Here is a 20215-nt window from a genome sequence, read left to right as displayed (position 1 = left end):
AGAAAATTAGTAATAGAATCTTACGAATATGAGGTAATGAAATGAAGAGAAGTGTTAAAATATTGGCTTTTTACTTACCACAATATCATAGATTTCCAGAAAATGATGAATGGTGGGGAGAGGGTTTTACAGAATGGAAGAATGTCAAGAAAGCAATACCATTATTTAGGAAACACAGACAACCTCGTATTCCTAAATCTGAAGATTATTATGACCTTTTAGATCCAAAGGTAATTACAAAGCAAATGAATATTGCAAAGGCGAATGAAATAGATGGATTTTGTTATTACCATTATTGGTTTGACGGAAAACTTCTACTTGAAAGACCATTAGAATTGATGTTACAAATGAAAACAAAAATTGATTACTGCTTTTGCTGGGCGAACGAGCCTTGGACGAGAGCATGGGACGGTAATACAAGCGATGTACTTATGCCCCAAAAGTATGGTGAAGAAAAAGCTTGGGAGGAGCACTTTCAATATTTGCTCCCTTTTTTTGAGGATAAACACTATATAAAAAAAGATGGGAAGCCGCTATTTGTAATATATCGTACGAATAATATACCTAATTGCAATGAAATGATCCTATACTGGAACAAAAGGTGTAAAGAACAGGGGTTTGATGGAATTTCAATTGTTGAAGAGTTGAATTCTTTTCAAACAGAACCCATATGCAAAAATTCAGAGGCATTATTGGAATTTGAGCCAATGTACACATTAAAATACGGACGCTCAAAGTTAAGGCGTGTTCAAGATAAATTGCGAACAATGATCCACAACAAGATATATAACAATAGATTACTTGTTTATAACTATGACATAGTATGGAGAAATATTGTCAAAAGATATTCTAATTTGAAATTTGGAAAAACTTTATATCTTGGAGCTTTCGTAGACTGGGATAACACGCCTAGAAAAGGAGAAAAAGGTTTAGTAATAGATGGAGCCTCGCCTCTAAAATTTAAAAAATATATAAAAATGCAGCTAGATAAGGCTAAAGAGATAAATAGTGAATATATATTTATTAATGCTTGGAATGAATGGGGGGAAGGGACCTATCTTGAAGAGGATGAGGACAACGGAGATCAATATTTGAAAGCAGTAAAAGCTTTGAGCAAGGAATGAAATTATGTATAAAAATAAAGCTGTTTTTGTCTTCCATGATACAGACTATTTTAGTGGTGGTACTCGCTCCTTATTAGATTTACTAGATTCTTTCATTCAAGACAATAGGTTTGAATGTATTGCGATTGTCCCAGATAAAACGGGAACGGCTGTTAGCTATTTAAGAAAACAATGTATCAGTATAATTTATTCACGCTACTATCAAATAAATTATCTTACGGACGAAGGAGTGTTAAAATATTTATTTAGACTCCCTAAAAGACTAAAAAGACTAGTAATAACTTTGATAAATGGAAGAAAGTTATCAAGAAAATTAGAGGCTTACAACATCGATAGTGTCTACAGTAATACAGGTTTCATAATTACAGGACTATTAATAAAAAAATATATTCCTAACGTTACCCATTTGTGGCATTTACGTGAATTTGGTGAAGAAGATCATCATTACGGAATCCTTTTTGGTAGAAAAATCTACTATTACTTACTTAACAAGTATACTGATGAAGTAATTTTAATTTCAAAAGCATTAAATAAAAAATTTGAACAGCACATAGTTGTTCCTAACATTTCAATTATCTATGACGATGTTTCTGGAAACTATATTCAGCCTGCAGGAAAAAAATATGTAGAAGGCGAAACTATGAATATATTAATGGCTGGATTAATTTGTGAAGGTAAAGGACAAATACAAGCATTAAAAGCTGTAAAGATTCTAAAATCTAAAAGTGTGCCCGTTAAGTTGTTTTTAGCAGGGAGCTTCGTCAATAATCAATATAAAAATTTGTTAGAAAAATTCGTTTCAGATAATAATTTGGAATCTGAAGTCCAATTTATGGGAATGGTAGAGGATATAAATGGACTAAGAAGGAAAATGAAATTTGGTATAATAGCATCCTCATCTGAAGCATTCGGAAGAGTGACAATTGAAGGAATGTTAAGTGAGATGTGCATGATTGGAGCCAATGTAGGGGGAACTAAAGAACTGATTGAAAATGAGAGTACTGGACTACTGTATGAAAATGGCAATTATATTCAACTCGCAGAAATAGTACATAAGTTGTATTGTTCTCCTAGTTTAGTAAACGAAATTAGGCAACAAGGCTTTTTAACAGCATTAAGGTTTACAGAAGGTAAATGTTCTGAATCAGTAAAAGAAATATTAATGAAAAGCCAAAATACTTACAAAGGAGTAAACACATGAAAATAGGAATTATGACTTTTCATTTTGCATACAACTATGGTGCTGCACTGCAAGCTTACGGATTGTGTACTTTTCTTAGGAAAAACGGTTATGATGCTATGATAATTGATTATATGCCAAAAGAGTTAGAGCATTTATATACACTTAATCCATTTTGTGTTAGTAGAAAAAAGGAGATATTTAGTAAACTCAAAAAATACTTTCATTGTAAAAAGCAATTCAAAAAATTTGATAATTTTTTAGAAAAAAACGATTTGTGTACGGATAAGATTGATAGGGATAAGTTAAGCAATTTGAATAATATTTTTGATGTATTTATTGTTGGAAGCGATCAAATATGGAATCCCAAAATCTTGACAGACTCGGCTCCTTATTATTTAGATTTTGTTACTTCTGACAGACGAAAGATTGCATATGCAGCAAGTTTCGGCGTTAACAAACTATCACCTGAAAATTTCGAAAAATCAAAAGAGAATTTGAAACAATTTGATTGGATATCAATCAGAGAAAAAAGTGGTGTTGATATTGTAAACAATGTTGATATTAATGCAGAACTTATATCGGATCCAGTATTTTTACTGGATAAAGATGATTGGGAGCTACTAGAAAATCCTGTAGATATCCCAAAACATTTTATATTTTATTATGCTCTTGAATACAATGCGGATTTGGATAGAAAAGCAATAGAATTGAGTCAACAAGAGAAGGCTAAAATTGTAATTGTTCATTCCACTTGTGAGCGTATTTCGAAGATATCTGATGGAATAAGGATGGACAATATAGGTCCTGAAGAATTTCTTTATCTGATGCGAAATGCAGCTTATGTAATAACAGACTCCTTCCATGCTACAGCATTTGGACTAATATTTTCAAAAAATATAATAAATATTTCAAGTGAAACGAGGAGTATGCGAGCTAAAAACCTCTTATTAAATGTTGGATTAGAAAATTGTATTAATGAAAATGAGATTATTGTTCAAGGAAATGAAAATATAGGTAAAAAAATTACTGATATGAGGAAATATGCCTCAAATAGACTGTTAAATGTTGGATTAAATCAAGGAGAATTTTTATGAGACTAGGGTTAGGAACGGATATTTTTGCAAACTTTTTTCTTTTTTTAGTTACAATTGTGTATATTTTTTCGCCGATTATTGGCTTTTTTTTCTTGCTTTGTTACTTGTTTTTTGTTTTTGTTCTAGGAAAAACGCTGTACATGTTGATACCGATGGTTTATTTAGCAATAAATTCAGCTTTAGGAGGAACTGTCGCCTTCCAAGGAATATCACATCTCCAGCTTTTAATTAGTATTACTCTAATTGCTGTTCTACTAAGAAAACCTAACGTCGCTGGGTATATAGTGAAGTGGTGTATAAATAATCCCTTTTTTTTATTTGCAATAACTTTGTTACTTATTTGTTGTTTACGAACAGGTAGCGGACTTACCATTTTCTTTTATTTATCTATACTTGTATTGACAATTGTTAGTACAGTTGCAATAACTGGAGATATGAAAACTATTTTTAGTGCAATTATTGTATCTGCAAATCAAGTATTTCTATTTGGAATGGTTGAACTTTTATTGCAAAAAACCTTCTTTTATTCTGCTTGGACAGGTGAAGAAAGATACAGATATGGAGTCTTACGTGTAGGAAGTACAGTATCTGACCCTAACTATATTTGTCTTACATTAATACCTATTGCTTTATTATGTTTCTATCTATTTAAAATCCACAGAGAAAAAAAGTATAGTGTATACTTTGTAGCCTATTTATTCCTTTGTTTTTTAACAATGTCAAGAATAGGAATTTTAGGATTGCTGTTTACGATATACTTAATTGTTCGTTGTTACTATTTTGATAGATTAAAATATGGGCAAAGGATATTTATGAATTTTGTAGCTGTTTGTGTAGTCGCCACTTTACTGGTCATGCTTCTATCTATTTTTTTTAGTACTGAAAATTCAAGACTTCTATCAAGTAATTTTACAAGAAACATAACGATTCGCTACGGTATAAATCTATTTACGGATAATTTTTGGAGAGGTGTAGGATTGTACCAATTTTATAATTATGCGCAACCACTTTTTTATAGTCAATATGGTGGTCGATTCATAGAAAACCTAACAGTAATGAATATGCCTTTAGAAATAGCTATAGCGTATGGAGTTCCTGGTTTAATAGCTTTTGGGCTATTGATTGGGAATTCTTTATTAAAAGCTAAAAAATTTTTGAATAGAACATTATTTACCAATTTGATGGGTATGTTGACAGTTTTTCTAGGTATTTCCTTGACCCTTGATGGAGCAACCTTTCCACTACTTTGGATATTAATTGCACTACCATTTTGTGCAATCGAGACAGTTAAACAAGAGTTTAAACTGAAATATGTCCAGTATAAATTGAACTGATTTTAAAAAGGGAGAAAATATTTATGAGAAATACTGCGCTAAAAAATGCAAAGACAGGATTTTTGACACAGATGGTAATATTAGTGTTAGGATTCGTGATCCCTCGCATAATGCTCGTAAATTATGGCTCTGATGTTAATGGACTAATTACAACTATCACTCAGATTTTTAGTTACATGGCTTTGTTAGAAGCGGGTATTGGCCAAGCTACAAGAAATATGCTTTATGATCCTATTGCCAAAAGCAATAAAAAGCAAATATCCAAAGTTATGTCAATATCCAATGCTTACTTTTGGAGGGTTACGGTTTACTATGCTATTGGAGTTATCATCTTATCTTTCTTATTACCTTTTGTTTTAAAAACTAATATTGATTTTTGGATGATTTTTTTGGTAGTTCTTTTTCAGGGGATGTCAGGTGTTGTAAAATTTCTTTATGTTGAAAGCTGGATTCAATTATTGATGGCTGAAGGAAAACAATACGTACAGTCCAATATCACATTGTTAAATATGGTCCTAACATATTCAATAAAAATAGTATTTGCTTGTTTAGGTATAAACATAGCTCTAATGCAATTCGCATTTTTCTGCGTGTCATTGGTACAACTTTTTGTCTATAAAAAATATATTACTAAAAATTATAGTTGGATTAAATTAGAAAAAGGTAAAGTAGCGAATGAAAAGCTACCAGATAGAAATGCTTTTGTTTTGACAGAAATTGCTTGGACAGTTTTTTCTTCTACGGATGTTATAGTCATAGGTATTGTTATTGGTACGGCAATGACTAGTGTTTATGGAATCTACAATATGGTATATTCGAATTTATCCTTAGTGCTAAATGTAGTATATACTGGTTTAATTTATATACTAGGACAATCTTTTCATGTAAGTATTGATAAATATAGGATAGTTCATGATGCTTTCGAATCATTATTTGTTATGGCAATTGGAATTCTGATGAGCTGTTGTTCAGTAATGATGCTCCCCTTTGTTCAAATTTATACTTCTGGAATTTATGATATAGACTATATCTATCCGTATTTTCCTCTGTTATTTGGTCTAATTCAAATCTTTTCATGGTCCAGATATATTGTAGGTAATTTGAGTGGAATAGCCGGATACGCAGAGAATGTGTGGAAAGTGTCTGCTATAGAAGCACTGATAAACCTTATTTTATCGATAGTGCTATCGTTGATATTCGGTATATATGGCATTCTGATTGCAACAGTTTTAGCATTAATAATAAAATTAGTATACTTAATATATTTGGGTAATGTTAAGATTATGAAGCGGAGTGTGAATAAAAGTACAATCAAAATATTTGTAAATTTAGTAATTTATTGTGTGATTTCATTATGGTCAATAGTTAATCCATTATCTACAGAAGGATTAATACCATTTTTCTTACACGCGGGTGTTACTTTAATGCTAACATCACTAGTCTATTTAGTTGCAAATTTAATTTTAGATCGTGCATCTATCTTGAAGCTTGTGTCGGTAATTTTTAGAAAGGAAGTTTAAGTTAATGAAAAAGAAGACATTGATAATTGTAATAATTTATATAATATATATAATTGCAATCATAATTGGTATTAGATTAGATTCAAATGCTCTTCTTACGAAGTTTGCTGTGTTAACGCTTTATTCATCAACACCAATAATTTTTTTTCGTAATAACCTGCATGTTAGCCAATTAATAGATAGAATTCGTGGTTTTTGGATAAAAAAGAGACTGAAAGAATGTGGAAAAAGGTTTCGTGTGGGGAAAAATACCAATATAATGTATCCTGATAAAATTAGCTTTGGAAATAACTGTGATATTGCTGATAATGTTGTACTTGCACCTTTAGTAAATCACCATAAGCAAAGATATCCATCATTAATAAAAATTGGAAACAATGTACATATAGGTAACTCGAATAGAATTGCTTCCATGAATCAAATTTTAATCGAAGATGATGTTCTGTTTGCTGCTTTTGTCCATATTACTGATCATTCACATGAATATCAAGAGGTTGGTACTCCAATATCCAATCAAGGAGTTTATAGTAAAGGTCCAGTAACAATAAAAAGAGGAGCTTGGCTTTCTTTTGGTTGTCATATTCTTTCTGGAGTAACAGTCGGAGAATGCTCCGTTGTAGCTGCTAATGCTGTAGTCACAAAAGATGTCCCAGACTATTCAGTAGTTGGCGGGAATCCTGCTAGAGTTTTAAAGAAGTATGATTTCGATTCTTGTAAATGGGAGTCAGTATAATAGAATTCTGATTGTTTGTTTGGTCAAAGCAACATACCAATAATTTTTTGACTTTCATAAAGTTAAAAGAAATACGCTAGTTATTTCAAACCAATAAAATAAAGTGTGAAAACACATTTGAGGAGAAGTGTAAATGTCTAGTAATACTACTATTTTAAAAAAAATGATTCCTAAGAGGATTGCAAGAAAAATTTCTAAATACAAGAACTATAGAATGGAATTATATTTATTTAAGGAAGATCGAAGGCAATTCCTTGATAATTATGCAAAGTACGATACTAAAACAGAAGAGCAACTTAAGGGTAGAATTATTCTTTATAGTCATGCAATTGAAAAAGGTTTGTCAAGAGAAGATACAAGACTTGGTTTTGGTAAGGAGGTAATAAATTCTTTAGCCGAAATGTTGGAGTTATACTTAAAGAAAGACTATAGTCTAAATAACTCAGCCTATCTAAATGGATTAAGTGTAGTGAAAGAATATATTGGAATTCATAAAAAAAATAATTTTGATATCAGTGCCTTTCTTGATAAACATACGGAATTAGTTAAAGTGGCTTTAAATAGTGAAGACAACATTGGTGGAGTGAAATTTGTAGATAATAGTGCTAAAATGAGAAATCAAAACTTAAATTTTGAACTTTTGGCAAATAATAGAGTTAGCATAAGAGATTATGCCAATGAAGAAGTTGACATAAGAAAAATAAATCATGCGATAAAAATAGCAACAAAATCTCCCTCTGTTTGTAATAGACAAAGTTCTAGAATATATGTAATTACCAATAAAGAAATTATAGAAGACGCATTGAAATTACAAGGAGGATTTAACGGCTATGAATTACCTCCGGCACTGATTTTAGTAACTGTCGATAACAGTTATTTTGTTAGTGTTTATGAAAGAAAACAAGGATATACTGATGGAGGAATTTTTTCTATGTCCCTTCTTTATGGACTTGAATTTGTAGGATTGGCTGCTTGTGCTCTAAACACTATGTTTGATGAAAAAAAGACAAAAGAGACAAAAAAGCTTCTTAGTATCCCGGATTCTGAAAATTTAGTTATGTATATTTCAACAGGTAATTTTAAAACTAAGAATAGTGTTCCCAAATCTTTTCGTTTTGATGTAGATGAAATTACAAAGTATATATAAAATGCAATTTGAGTAGCCATTAGAGTAATATATTAAAAATAGTATAAATGTGACAAAAAGCCAAATACAGACTTTGATCTTGTTTAGATGCTCTTTTAGAGTTAAGTGAAGGTAACATAAAATGCCTCTCAGTTTTATCCGATAAGAAAGATATTGGTATTAATGAAGCAGTAAACAAAATCTCTCAGAGTGAAAATAATATACAAATAGCGAAAATCGATTTGCGAAAAATTAATAATTGGTTATTAAAACCTAAGATGATTTTTCTAGGTCTTAATAGTTTCAAAGAATACGGTAAAGGAAGTTTTATAATGAAAAAAGTATCTATATTTGGTCTAGGATATGTGGGAATAGCTAATGCCCTATTACTTTCGCAAAAGGATTCTGTTGTAGCTTATGATATTTTGAAACAAAAGACTGAGTTGCTTCAACAAAAAAAATCACCTTTAGATGATAAAGAGATCCATGATTTTTTGATACGTAAAAATTTGACTGTGACTTTCACAACAAGTTTTGAAGAAACAGTTCTCTTCGGAGACTACTTAATAATCGCAACACCAACTGATTATGACGAAAAGAAAAACTATTTTAATACATCAACTGTTGAAGACGTTATCGAAAAAGCTTTAGTCATTCGCCCAGATGCAACGTTTATTATTAAGTCAACTGTTCCAGTAGGATATACTGAAGAGCTAAAAGAAAAATATCAAACCGATAATATTATTTTTTCACCTGAATTTTTACGTGAGGGTCGTGCGTTATATGACAATTTACATCCATCTCGTATTATTGTTGGGGAGTGTTCTGAGCGTGGTCAACAGATTGCAGATATGTTTAGCCGCAATGCTGAAGATAAGGATATTCCAGTGTTGTTGACTCATTCAACAGAAGCTGAGGCAATTAAGCTATTCTCTAATACGTATTTGGCTTTACGTGTTGCTTATTTCAACGAGCTTGATACATATGCTGAATCACGCGGACTTAATACTAAACAAATTATTGAAGGTGTAGGTCTTGATCCACGGATAGGTACTCATTATAATAATCCATCTTTTGGTTATGGTGGTTATTGCCTACCTAAAGACACCAAACAGCTAAGAGCAAATTATGATGAAGTTCCAAGTAATATCATTGGGGCAATTGTTGATGCGAACACAACTCGAAAAGATTTTATTGCTAATCAAATCTTAGAGAGAAAACCTAAGATTGTTGGTGTGTATCGTCTCACTATGAAATCCAACTCTGATAACTTTAGGTACTCTTCTATTCAAGGAGTGATGAAACGTATCAAAGCTAAAGGAATTGAGGTTGTGGTTTACGAGCCTACTTTAGAAGATGAAACTTTCTATAATTCTCGAGTAATTGATGATTTAGACAAATTCAAAGAGATTTCTGATGTAATTGTCTCGAATCGCTATGAAGAAGAATTACAAGATGTAGAAGATAAAGTTTACACGCGTGATATCTTCGGAAGAGATTAATATCTTTTAGATTATCAATAAGAAAGTATTGCTTGTAGTAGTCTCTATACCACGAGCAATACTTTTCTGCTATAATAACCAAAACCAGAAAGGTTTCACCTCCACCATGAAAAAAATCATCGCAGGAATTCTATCATTAATCGCTAGTTATGGCGTTATATACTATTTAGTTATGCCGACATTGATGCATTATCCGCGCTTGGCGGGGATGATGCATCGTTTTGTTTATACGGATGAGGCGTTGTGGGCGTTTTTGTTTTTGAGCTTGTGGTTGTTCTATATTCAGTGGGAGCGGCGGCAACTGTGGACGGTTTATTTGTATTTGTTTTATAGTGTGTATGCGTTGTTGATGTTTATTGTGTTGTTTACGAAGGCGGAGCATTATCATGCATTGAATCTGGATATTCGGCAGGTGCCGTTGCAGTCGGATGCGGCTGTGATTGAGTTTGTGTTGAATATTGGATACTTTATTCCGTTGGGGATTTTGTATGGGATGCGGGCACGATTGGTTGAGGCAATTGTTTTGTCTTTGGTTACGATTCTTGGTATTGAGACGCTGCAATATGTTTTCTATTTGGGGACGTTCGATGTTTGGGATGTTCTGACCAATTTTGCTGGCTGTATGATTGGGTATGGGTTATGTTGTCGGTTAAAGAGGCAGTTTAAAAAAGGTTAAGTCCGTCGTGGCTTAACCTTTTCTTTTTAATGGACGCGATAGCGTAAGCGAAACTTATGGGGAGAGTAGCCTTTGTATTTGCTGAAGATTTTTGAGAAGTGGGAATAGCTGGAGAAGCCGGTAAGCTGGGCGACTTCTTCGATTGAATAATTGGTTTTTCGCAGCAGCTCGCTTGCTTTGTTTAAGCGGAATTGGATCAGGTATTGCTGCGGGCTGGTGGTAATATATCGTTTGAACAGTTTGAAAAGGTAGCTGCGTTCGATTTTGATTTGGTCACAGATGTCGGTAATTTGTAATTCGTTATTGGCGTAATGTTGCTTAATAATGTCCATGGCGTTGAGAACATATTTCTCTCCTTCACTGGTGGAGAAGCGCAGGAGTTCTTCGTTTTGGGCAATCAGGCAATTGAAAAATTCGTAAATTTTTGCGTGGGCTCCGTAGAGCTGATTGCTTTCGGCAAAGTCGTAAATGGCTTTAAACAACGTGTCAATAGTTTCGAGGTGGTTGTATTTATACGTGAAGCTGCCTTCTAATAGTCCGGCTTTTTTTAAGATGGTTTCGCATTGGCTGCCGCGGATGCCGATCCAGCGGTAGCTCCAGGGGTTGCCTGAGAGCGGGTAGTAATTGTTTTTGGTATCGGGGGGAATGACAAAGCCTTCGCCAGCGGAAAGTCGGTGAACTTCGTCGTTAATAAAAAACAGGCCCTCGCCTTCTAAGATAAAGTGAATCAGGTAGTAATCAATTTTTTCGTATTGATATGGTTCGCGTGGTTTGACATCTTCAAATCCGCATTCAAAAAGAGTCAGCTCTTGGCTAAGTAGTTCTTGCGTTTGAAAGGTTCCTACAGAATTAAACATATTTTCTCCCCTTATTCAACATGATGACATATAGTAGCAACAAAATCCCCTTGGAAGTAGTCTTATTATAATTTATTATGAAAGCGTAATCAATGGGTCCGGACCCCGATTATCGAATTACAGTTAGGAGAATGATTATGGAGACACGGAAGAAAATAAGTCCGGCTGCGTTGTTGTTAATGACGTTTACGGCAGTGTTTGCGTTTAACAACATTATTAACAACAGTATCAGCATTGGACTGGCTTCGATTCCAGCTTATATCTTTGCGACCCTTTGTTACTTTTTCCCATTTGGTTTGATGATTGGGGAGTTTGCTTCAGCCAATAGTGAGTCTGAATCAGGCGTACACAGCTGGATTAAATCATCTTTAGGGGAGAAATGGGCCTTTTTAGGTGCTTGGTCGTACTTTTTTGTTAATTTATTTTACTTTACTTCGTTGCTGCCGCAAATTTTGATTTATGCTTCCTATACTTTCTTGGGGCGGAATGTTTTTGCGGGAAACCAGGCGACATTGATCATTTCGTTAGTATCGATCGTCCTTTTCTGGTTGGCGACTTATGTATCGATTAAAGGGGTTAGCTGGATTTCGATTATTACCAGTGTGTCGGGAGTGGCGCGGTTATTATTGGGAATTGGTTTTATTGTCTTAGCCTTTATTGTGGTGACCTTTTTAGGGGAGCCGGCTGCCCAAACCTTCACTGCTCAGTCTGTGGCACCGAAATTTAACTGGACTTTTTTCATGACGATGGCTTGGATTCTTCAGGCAGTAGGCGGTGCAGAAAGCGTGGGTGTCTACATTAAGGATGTCCGTGGTGGAAACAAAGTATTTGTGCGGACGATGTTAATTACGACTTTATCTATCGGTTTAATATATTGCTTAGGTTGTGTGGCAGTAGGATTAGTGGTACCGCAGGAAACCTTAGCTAATAACTATTCGAATGGGTTGTTTGAAGCTTTCACAATTTTAGGCCATCACTTTGGGATTGGCAACATTGTGACAAATATTGTGGGGTTGATTATGCTGTTTAGTGCCTTGGGTTCTTTGGTGTTGTGGACAGCGGCTCCAGTGAAGGTTTTGTTTTCGGAAATTCCTGAAGGGATCTTCGGGAAATGGATGACTAAAACCAATGAGGAAGGGAATCCAACCAATGCGTTACTGGTTCAAGCGATTGTTGTAACGGTATTGTTGATTATTCCGGCTTTAGGAATTGGTTCGGTGGATACGTTGCTGCAGACGCTAATCAATATGACAGCGGCGACTTCATTGATTCCGGTATTGTTCTTGTTGATTGCATACATTGTGCTGCGCTTGAAAAAAGAGGACATGCCTAGAAGCTTTAAAATGGGAAGTCGGAAAACAGGGATTGTTGTAGGTAGTTTGATTTTGGGCTTTTTCTTGGTGGCCTTCTTCATTTCGACTTTCCCGTCTCCTTTTGAAATTATGGCTTATTTGCAAACGGGCGTTGTAGCTGAAGGTTCAGCTAATCCACTGTTTGTTTTAACCTACAATGTCTTGGGAATTGTCATCTTCTTGGGCTTTGCCTGGGTTTGTTACCAACGCTATGAAAAAAAGAATAAAGCATTAAAAGGAGCCAATGAGCATGCATAATTTAAAACGCTGGGAAAATCATCAGCTGAATCATATCAACCGTTTGCCGGAAAGGGCGCATTATTATAGTTATTTTAGTCAAGAGGATGGGCAACAGGGCTACACTCAGGCACGAAACTATCAAAGCTTGAATGGGGATTGGCGCTTTCTGTTCTTAGCAGCTCCGGAGTATTCCCCCGTTGATTTCTACCAAGTGGACTGCCAAGAGGAGCAGTGGGATACGATTCTGGTTCCGAGTAATTGGCAGCTGCAGGGCTATGGCAAGATGCACTATTCAGATTTATGGTACAATTTTCCGATTATTCCGCCAAAAGTACCGACGGAGAATCCTACGGGGATTTATCGGCGAACGTTTGAGCTGAATGAGGTAGAGGCCAATGAACGCTATTTACTGAAATTTAATGGCGTGGATTCGGCTTTTGAGGTTTACGTGAATGGGGCGTTTGTGGGCTACAGCAAGGGCGCTCGGCTACAAAGTGAGTTTGATCTTTCTGACTTTGTGCAGTCTGGAAGTAATCAGCTAACGGTTCGAGTTTTCCAATGGTCAGATGGAACGTATTTGGAGGATCAAGACATGTGGTGGCTGAGCGGGATTTTCCGCGATGTCGAATTCTATTCGCTTCCTCGTGCTGGAGTGTATGATTTAACGGTAGTCGCGACTACCGATGATACGTATCAAATAGGTCAGTTAATGGTGACTCCGCAGCTTTCGTCTGTTGAGGAACAAACGATTCGTTATCGGCTAAGCTTGGCTGATGAACTAGTTATGGAGAAAACATTATCAGCTGGTGAAGTGCTTCAGGAAGAGTTGGAAGCCGTGAAGTTTTGGTCAGCTGAGACACCTACCTTGTATTTGCTTGAAATTGAAGTGCTGCAGGAAGGTTTAGTTGAATATATTCCATTGAACATAGGGTTTCGTCGAGTGGAGGTCCAAGGGAAGCAATTCTTATTCAACGGGCAGCCAATCATTCTAAAAGGGGTGAATCGGCACGATTATAGTCCTGAGAATGGACGAGTGGTAACTCGAGAAAGTATCGAAAGTGATATCCAATTGATGAAGCAGCATAATATCAATGCCGTTCGAACTTCTCATTATCCTAACGCTCCTTATTTTTATGACTTGTGTGATGAATACGGTATGTATGTGATTGATGAAACGGATTTGGAGTGTCACGGTTTTGAGTTGACCAACGACTACGACTGGATTTCCAATAATCCTCAGTGGGAAGCAGCCTATGTGAATCGCCTGTCACGGATGATTCATCGCGATAAGAACCATCCTTCGATTCTTATGTGGTCGCTGGGAAATGAATCGGGTTTTGGGAATAATTTCCGGACGATGGCAGCCTTTGCCAAGGCGACCGATCCAACACGTTTGGTTCACTATGAAGGGGATTTCGAGGCTGAGGTTACTGATGTGTATTCAACTATGTATACTTGGCTGGAGCATGATGAAAAATTAACCATGACTGAAGTGATTGAAAAGACGCAAAAGCCCCACATTCTTTGCGAGTATGGGCATGCGATGGGCAATGGTCCCGGAAATCTGAAGGAATACCAAGAATTGTTTTATACACATGATCAATTACAGGGTGGATTTATTTGGGAATGGTTTGATCAAGGGATTCAATCGGTTGATGATACCGGAAAGACCTACTATAAATACGGCGGTGACTTTGGTGATGTGCCGAATAATAGTAATTTTTGTATTGATGGTCTGCTGCAGCCGGATCGGACCGTTTCTACCAGCTTGATTGAGCTGAAGAAAATTTTCGAACCGTTTGAGTTAAATGTAGTGAATCGTCAGGCAGGAGTCTATCAGCTGATCAATCATCTAGAATTCACCGCTACCGATGCGTATGATTTTTATTATGAACTGCAGGTTGAAGGAGAAGTAGTTGAAGTGGGTGCTTTAACTATACCAGCAATTAAACCACAGCAACGAGGAACCTTCACTTGTCTGACTAAAATTAATGTAGGATCTGAACAACTGGTTACCTTGCATGTAATTACTCAAGCGAAAAAAGCGACGAAATGGTGTGAAGCTGGTTTTGAATTGAGTCGTTCAGTAGTGAAGGTACAAGAGCCTCAGCTTTTAAAATCAACGACGGAGGCACCTGTGGCGGTTGAAGAGCAACAAACTAGCCTGCAGATAGCGACGAATAATGGGCTCTTTATTTTTGACAAAGTGCTTGGTGAGCTTACTATTAAACGAAATGATCAGCAGCTGAGTGGTCCAATGATGAACTTCTGGCGAGCGCCGATCGATAACGACATGTATCTGATTGAGGAATACTACAACAAGTATTTCATGAATTTATGGCATGAAACGTTAATTGACTTTAGTTATGAGTCCACGTCGGACCGATGTGTAATCACAATCCAAAAATATTTGGGAACGACAAACAGCTCTTGGTATTTCGATATTCGTCAAAGCTATACTATTTTCGGCGATGGAAAGATGACTGTAATGATCGATGGCATTGCGACTGGTCGAAAAGATCAGGCACCCGCAATGATTCCACGTATTGGAGTTAAAATGGTCTTGCCAAAAGTCTATGAGTCGGTGACGTATCGTGGCTTGGGCCCTCATGAAAATTATTGCGATTCTCGTGAATCGGCTTATCCAGGGGTGTTTAAAGATACGGTGGCTGGAATGTATGTACCTTATGTGTATCCGCAGGAGCATGGAAATCGAATGGAAATGGACTATTTGGAGTTAAACGGCGACAATCAAGCCATAAAAATTCAAGCAGCGGACAAATTAAACTTTAGTGTGTCTCATTTTGCTGATAAAACCTTGGAAAAGGCAAAGCACACCAATGAGCTGGTAGAGGACGAGGCGACTTACCTATACTTGGATTATAAGCAAAATGGTCTTGGCAGCAATGCCTGCGGACAGGATCAGTTGCAGAAATATCGTTGTACCTTTGATGATTTTTCTTTTGGCTTTACTTTTGAATAGAGGGTAAAACTTCCGCTATCTTTCCGTCAACTATGATAAAATGAACTCGTAAGTTGTTGATAGGGGGAGTACAGATGACGGAGGGTTTTTCCTTTCGAGGGTTGAATTTAATACCAATTGGGGTAGCATTAAGTCCAGAAGAGCTAAAGACAAGGATGACGTTTGAGGGTGCGATTAGTTATGAACGTTTGAAGGATTCGAGCTTTGTCTATTTTATGATGACTAAGCATGACTTGGAAGAGCTGCTGGAGAAGCTGGGACCGCTTGATCCAGAAATACCGGCTTTGTATCAGATTAAGGGTTCGTTGATTTCAAGTCGTTTAAAGGATGAAACAGTGGATGGCTATTATTTGCCAACACAATGGGGCTTCATCCGGGTAAATTTATTGGAAGAAGAGGAGACGTCGAAATAGACGCCCCTCTTTTTTTGTTTAGCGAAAGCTTCCCCAGCTTGCCCCAGTTCGGATAGTTCCATTCGAGGGTCCCGTTGCTAAATAGGCCATATTCCCATCTGCTCGCGGCTGCCGAATCCAGACATAGCTGTTTTGATGAGCAAAGGCATCGTAATGAACCTCAGCCCCTGCTGGCAGTACGGCCCAACTTTGGGCATCAGCAGAAGGTTCTGCTCGGAGATGAATCGCGGTATTCAAGGTAAAGATACCTTTTTCCGCGGTTCCCCAACTTGGAGCAGGTGATGGAGCAGCTGTAGATGCGCCATCGGTAAAGTAGCTAAGCGGCTTCGTGCCTGCCAAACGGTTTAAATCCAAAGCGCCTGCATAACCTGCAAGTCGGCCAACCGAGGTATATTGATGCAAATCGTAGTGATTGGTTGCCGTGGGATTCGCCCCTTGATAGCTGCCAGTATTTGCGCCATAAGTTGGCAGCCAAATACCGTCAAAATTCTCGGTAACTAGATTGAAGGTGCTGTAGAGGTGATTGGCAATATAAGCCCCGACTTTTTTACCGGATAAATCTTTGAGTTTGCGACGACAGCATTCTATGCCGCCGCGCATGTCCGACATGGATTGTTCTTCAACATCCAGCCAATAAAAGGTTGGATTGTACTGTTTAGCACGTTCGTAGAAGATCCGAGCTTCTTCCTCCATGTCATTGTGGTTGACGCCTCGAACCCAAGCATAGACGGCGACTGGTACACCTAAGGCTTGGAAATTCTCAATGTGTGTTCGGTAATGCTTGTCTTCATAAGCTGAGCCGTATTGTACACGGACGATTACGTGAGCAACCTGTTCAGCCAGCTGTTGGTAGTTCATTTGCGACGGCACCTGCCATTCGCTGATATCTAAAATAATTGGTTGGGTCATGTTCTCTCTTCTTTCCTTCAGGTATTTGGCAAGCTTGCTAACCCAATCATGCCTGAAAGGTCCGGTAGAAAACAACTGCAATAATTATACTTTAAGAGTAAACTCCTCGTTCTTCATTTATTGATACAAGCGAAGTTGGTATTCGAATTTTTCAACTATAACAAAAATTAGTTCTGTTGGATAAAGACCTGAAGAGATTAGTAATAAAATCAAGGGCTTTTGTTAGAGAATTCCAGAGATTTAAGAAGGCGGAGGAATAGTAAGTCTGGTGCTGATTTCTTCGGACTGAGAAAGCGAGTCAGTCCGAAATGTAGCCTTTTTTTGTCTATGTATAATAAGAAGCTAGCTAGACTTGCAGGAGGTTGCACTAGTAGCTACCTCCTGATAATCAAAGCTTAACAGTTGGAATTGGGTCAACTAAGGCCCGTTTTAATCCATTTTCGAATTTTTGGCGAATAGAAAGATCAACTAAGTCATTTAGATACTTGATGTCAGAAATCGTCGGAAAGATATCTGTCACGATGCAATTTTCCTTCTTTAGGGTGGTTAAGCAGGTGATAATAAAGTCGAAATCGCTTAATTCGGCCTCATTATCAGGTGCATTGCAAAACTCATCATAATCAATTACTTCAAAAGCCAGATTATTCGTAAAGGAGTTGTTCAACTGATAAGAAAATAGTTCGCTGTGTTCTTTATCATAGGTATACAAAACGCCAACCCGTTTCTTTTCCTGATGCTCATTGATTAACCGTGTTAAGGTGGTTTGATTGATCAATAGTGAGTACATTAATTCATAAAACAATCCATCATTTCCGATGGCCGTTCGTAAGTGCAGAATTTCCTGGTAAAGCTTCTCAGAAAGTTCTTTTGAGAAACAGCTGTTTTGTTCGAAAAAATTTAGGACAAAGCGCTGTTTTTTCTTGTTCAAAATATAATTAGGTCCTACATAAAGCAAAAGAGCTACGTCAATGACACGGTTATCGTCAAAAGAATGCGGGCAATCAAATAGGGCATACAAGGTTTCGAAAAAGGTAATGATCGAGCTCTTTTTTCTAACCAATTCGGGCATCGTGATCGTTTCCTCCAAAAACTGGTACAGTTGTGAAAAGATGCCATTGAGATAGCCAGAAAAGTTTACAGAGAAGGTCTCCTCGAAATCTTGATAGCTAAATACAAGGTTAAATTCTTCAGCATTATCAAACTCCTGTGTTAGGAATTCTGGAAAATGTTTGCTTAGCTTAATAATTACCCAAATCCATGTTTTAAGACGTTGCTTGTCTTGAAGCCCGCCAACTAGAGGTAAATTGGTGAAGCTTAGAACAAGCTGATCCAATAGTTGATTCTCCTTAGGTGAAATATAGTCATCTAAAAAATCATACTTTTCGAACATATAGGCAATGAAAAAAGCACAAATTTTATGATAGTCTCCCTGGAATCTAAACGGAGAATCACTCAAGGAAAAACCATAGGATTCACAAACCTGCTTTAGGGTGTGACGTAATTGGTTGCATTGAGACCGGCTAATACCAAAACGTTGAACAATTTCCTTCGTTTGAATAAAAGGATTCAGGAAAATGATCTCCAACAATTGGAGCTGAATCGATTGCTGATAGAAATAGCGATAAATTGTACTATAGTTGGTACGGTTATTCCGTCTAAGAAAATAGGTACCTTTCCCCTTTTGGATATAGAAAAAATCGGTTGATTGTTTTACTTCATCAATATAAGTGCGAATGGTCTGTTTAGAAGCGCCGGTCAATGACTCCAATTCTTCAATGGTTATCTCATTCTTTTCTAAAAAAGCCTCCATGATGAGTAGCTGAGCTTGATGTTTTGTCGATAATAATTGCTTCATAGGTCCACTTCCTTCAGTAATATGTGTATTTGATGAATATCCATTTAGAACAAGGATATAAGAATCAGTGATAATTTTAACCTCCATTATAACAAAAAAATAATGGAAACGAATAGGAAAAATATTTTTTGGTATTTTGTATCTATTGGTTAAAAAAATAATTTTTGAAGATACAAAAAGAATCAGTGTATTAGAATAAGCTAATAAAAGGTTCATTAGCATATGAAAAACTAGTTTTTGCTGTTAAAAATAAAATAATGAAGAAAAATGAGTTGAATAGAACTAATTTTATGTTGTTAGATGTTGATTGTCTTGACAATCTGTCACTTATTAACTGAAAGTTATAAATAATGTTTTTCGGTTTTTATTGCTCTTGGAATAAACTCACATTATACATTTAGATATGAAATGAAGCCAATAATTGGCATTTTATTTAGAATAAGTAAGGGTTGTTCGAGGCAAACAGCATCCATATATTCAAAGGAATGGAGATTTTTTAATGCAAAAAATTTTAGTGTTAACTAGAAATGTTTTAAATGAACAAGATCTACAGGAGAATATTCAACGTCTTAGTCATGAAGTATACTGCACTTTTTGTGATTTTGACCAATTAAACAATAAAGTCTTCTTGATGAATATCGTTAATTTTTTCCCAGTAGTGATAATTAGTGAGACAATCTCGGATCATCAAATGGCAGAAATTTTGAAGGTTTTGAATACAAGTGATATCAAAGTCTTCAGAAAAGTTGAGTGCCTGCCGGATAAACAAGACCGGGAACAATATGCATCATTGGAAATTGATGATTGGATCGAAGCTTCTGATACCTTTGAAGTGCTGCGTGAGAAACTGGAGCGCACTTCATCTGCTAATACAGCGCAAGTAGAGATGACTAATGGATCTTCCAGCATTAACACACCGAACCAATTTTATTTGGCAGAAGGTGAACAATTCTTGCGGGCATTGCGTAAGCTTTCCAGCAATGAAAGAAAAGTTTTCTACTATTTAGTATCCGTAGAAAACAAAACGATTTCTCGAAAATCGATTTGCGAACATATTTGGTCAGACGAGCTAACAAACTCTCAGCTTTCTTCATTGTCTAACATTGTTAAAAAGATTCGTGGTAAGTTCCAAGATGTCGGTATTCATGATGAAATCATCAAGAACCATTGGAAAAAAGGCTATGCCTTTACTGACAAGTTCTGGCAATTGATTCAACTGGCAAAATCAGAAGGTCAATTAGCTGGATAATAAGAGTCACGGATAAGAGAATACAAAGAGTAACGCAGGTTAGAAAATTCGCCTGCGTTACTCTT

16 protein-coding genes are annotated in these 20215 nt (G+C 36.2%); 13 read left to right on the top strand and 3 right to left on the bottom strand.

The window, feature by feature from the left end:
* Window positions 1-41 precede the first annotated feature (41 nt).
* The 9 genes from IGI49_RS10220 (at window position 42) to IGI49_RS10180 (ending at window position 10292) form a co-directional block, all read left to right on the top strand.
* The gene (locus IGI49_RS10220; protein ID WP_429964393.1) at window positions 42-1124 is read left to right on the top strand and encodes a glycosyltransferase WbsX family protein; all 1083 of its coding nucleotides are present in this window, start codon (window positions 42-44) and stop codon (window positions 1122-1124) included.
* A gap of 4 nt (window positions 1125-1128) precedes the next feature.
* Window positions 1129-2325 carry a glycosyltransferase gene (locus tag IGI49_RS10215; protein WP_429964392.1) on the top strand — a complete coding sequence of 399 codons (1197 nt, stop codon included), beginning with the start codon at window positions 1129-1131 and terminating at the stop codon, window positions 2323-2325.
* Window positions 2322-3401 carry a polysaccharide pyruvyl transferase family protein gene (locus tag IGI49_RS10210; RefSeq protein WP_429964391.1) on the top strand — a complete coding sequence of 360 codons (1080 nt, stop codon included), beginning with the start codon at window positions 2322-2324 and terminating at the stop codon, window positions 3399-3401. The genes IGI49_RS10215 and IGI49_RS10210 overlap by 4 nt, the downstream gene beginning before the upstream one ends.
* Complete coding sequence (locus IGI49_RS10205; RefSeq protein WP_429964390.1) at window positions 3398-4735, top strand: O-antigen ligase family protein; 1338 nt, start codon at window positions 3398-3400, stop codon at window positions 4733-4735. Before IGI49_RS10210 ends, IGI49_RS10205 begins: the two co-directional genes overlap by 4 nt.
* A gap of 23 nt (window positions 4736-4758) precedes the next feature.
* Window positions 4759-6255: a polysaccharide biosynthesis C-terminal domain-containing protein gene (locus IGI49_RS10200; protein WP_429964389.1), complete on the top strand. Its 1497-nt coding sequence runs from the start codon at window positions 4759-4761 to the stop codon at window positions 6253-6255.
* Between the two features lie 4 nt (window positions 6256-6259).
* Window positions 6260-6988 carry an acyltransferase gene (locus IGI49_RS10195; RefSeq protein ID WP_429964388.1) on the top strand — a complete coding sequence of 243 codons (729 nt, stop codon included), beginning with the start codon at window positions 6260-6262 and terminating at the stop codon, window positions 6986-6988.
* Window positions 6989-7121: 133 nt separating this feature from the next.
* The gene (locus IGI49_RS10190) at window positions 7122-8135 is read left to right on the top strand and encodes a nitroreductase family protein (protein WP_429964387.1); all 1014 of its coding nucleotides are present in this window, start codon (window positions 7122-7124) and stop codon (window positions 8133-8135) included.
* 311 nt (window positions 8136-8446) lie between these two features.
* A complete protein-coding gene (locus IGI49_RS10185; protein WP_429964386.1) occupies window positions 8447-9616 on the top strand; it encodes a nucleotide sugar dehydrogenase in 1170 nt (389 codons plus the stop codon).
* Between the two features lie 106 nt (window positions 9617-9722).
* Window positions 9723-10292, top strand: a complete 570-nt coding sequence (locus tag IGI49_RS10180) for a VanZ family protein (RefSeq protein WP_429964385.1) — start codon at window positions 9723-9725, stop codon at window positions 10290-10292.
* Between the two features lie 26 nt (window positions 10293-10318).
* Here the strand turns inward: IGI49_RS10180 and IGI49_RS10175 are convergent, their stop codons facing one another.
* Window positions 10319-11149 (bottom strand): AraC family transcriptional regulator, encoded by an 831-nt coding sequence (locus IGI49_RS10175; RefSeq protein ID WP_207704134.1) that lies wholly within the window; start codon window positions 11147-11149, stop codon window positions 10319-10321.
* A 131-nt stretch (window positions 11150-11280) separates the two neighbouring features.
* On the opposite strand from IGI49_RS10175, the gene IGI49_RS10170 reads away from it, so the two are divergent.
* The 3 genes from IGI49_RS10170 (at window position 11281) to IGI49_RS10160 (ending at window position 16137) form a co-directional block, all read left to right on the top strand.
* On the top strand, window positions 11281-12759 hold the full coding sequence (locus tag IGI49_RS10170; protein WP_207704135.1) for an amino acid permease: 1479 nt from the start codon (window positions 11281-11283) through the stop codon (window positions 12757-12759).
* Window positions 12752-15724 (top strand): beta-galactosidase subunit alpha, encoded by a 2973-nt coding sequence (gene ebgA, locus IGI49_RS10165; protein ID WP_429964384.1) that lies wholly within the window; start codon window positions 12752-12754, stop codon window positions 15722-15724. The genes IGI49_RS10170 and ebgA overlap by 8 nt, the downstream gene beginning before the upstream one ends.
* A 74-nt stretch (window positions 15725-15798) precedes the next feature.
* Window positions 15799-16137, top strand: coding sequence for a hypothetical protein (locus IGI49_RS10160; protein WP_429964383.1), 339 nt, complete (start codon window positions 15799-15801; stop codon window positions 16135-16137).
* Window positions 16138-16155: 18 nt separating this feature from the next.
* Here the strand turns inward: IGI49_RS10160 and IGI49_RS10155 are convergent, their stop codons facing one another.
* Together IGI49_RS10155 and IGI49_RS10150 are read right to left on the bottom strand one after the other, a co-directional pair.
* Window positions 16156-17046 carry a GH25 family lysozyme gene (locus IGI49_RS10155; RefSeq protein WP_429964382.1) on the bottom strand — a complete coding sequence of 297 codons (891 nt, stop codon included), beginning with the start codon at window positions 17044-17046 and terminating at the stop codon, window positions 16156-16158.
* A 388-nt stretch (window positions 17047-17434) separates the two neighbouring features.
* Window positions 17435-18901 carry a helix-turn-helix domain-containing protein gene (locus tag IGI49_RS10150; RefSeq protein WP_429964381.1) on the bottom strand — a complete coding sequence of 489 codons (1467 nt, stop codon included), beginning with the start codon at window positions 18899-18901 and terminating at the stop codon, window positions 17435-17437.
* Window positions 18902-19400: 499 nt separating this feature from the next.
* Here IGI49_RS10150 and IGI49_RS10145 point away from each other — a divergent pair, with 499 nt between their 5' ends.
* Window positions 19401-20150, top strand: a complete 750-nt coding sequence (locus tag IGI49_RS10145) for a winged helix-turn-helix domain-containing protein (RefSeq protein ID WP_429964380.1) — start codon at window positions 19401-19403, stop codon at window positions 20148-20150.
* The last annotated feature ends 65 nt before the right edge of the window (window positions 20151-20215 follow it).

The organism is Enterococcus sp. AZ071 (assembly GCF_050499065.1).
In the GTDB taxonomy this organism is placed as follows: Bacteria; Bacillota; Bacilli; order Lactobacillales; family Enterococcaceae; genus Enterococcus_A; species Enterococcus_A ferrettii.
This window is presented reverse-complemented; position numbering and strand designations above follow the sequence as displayed.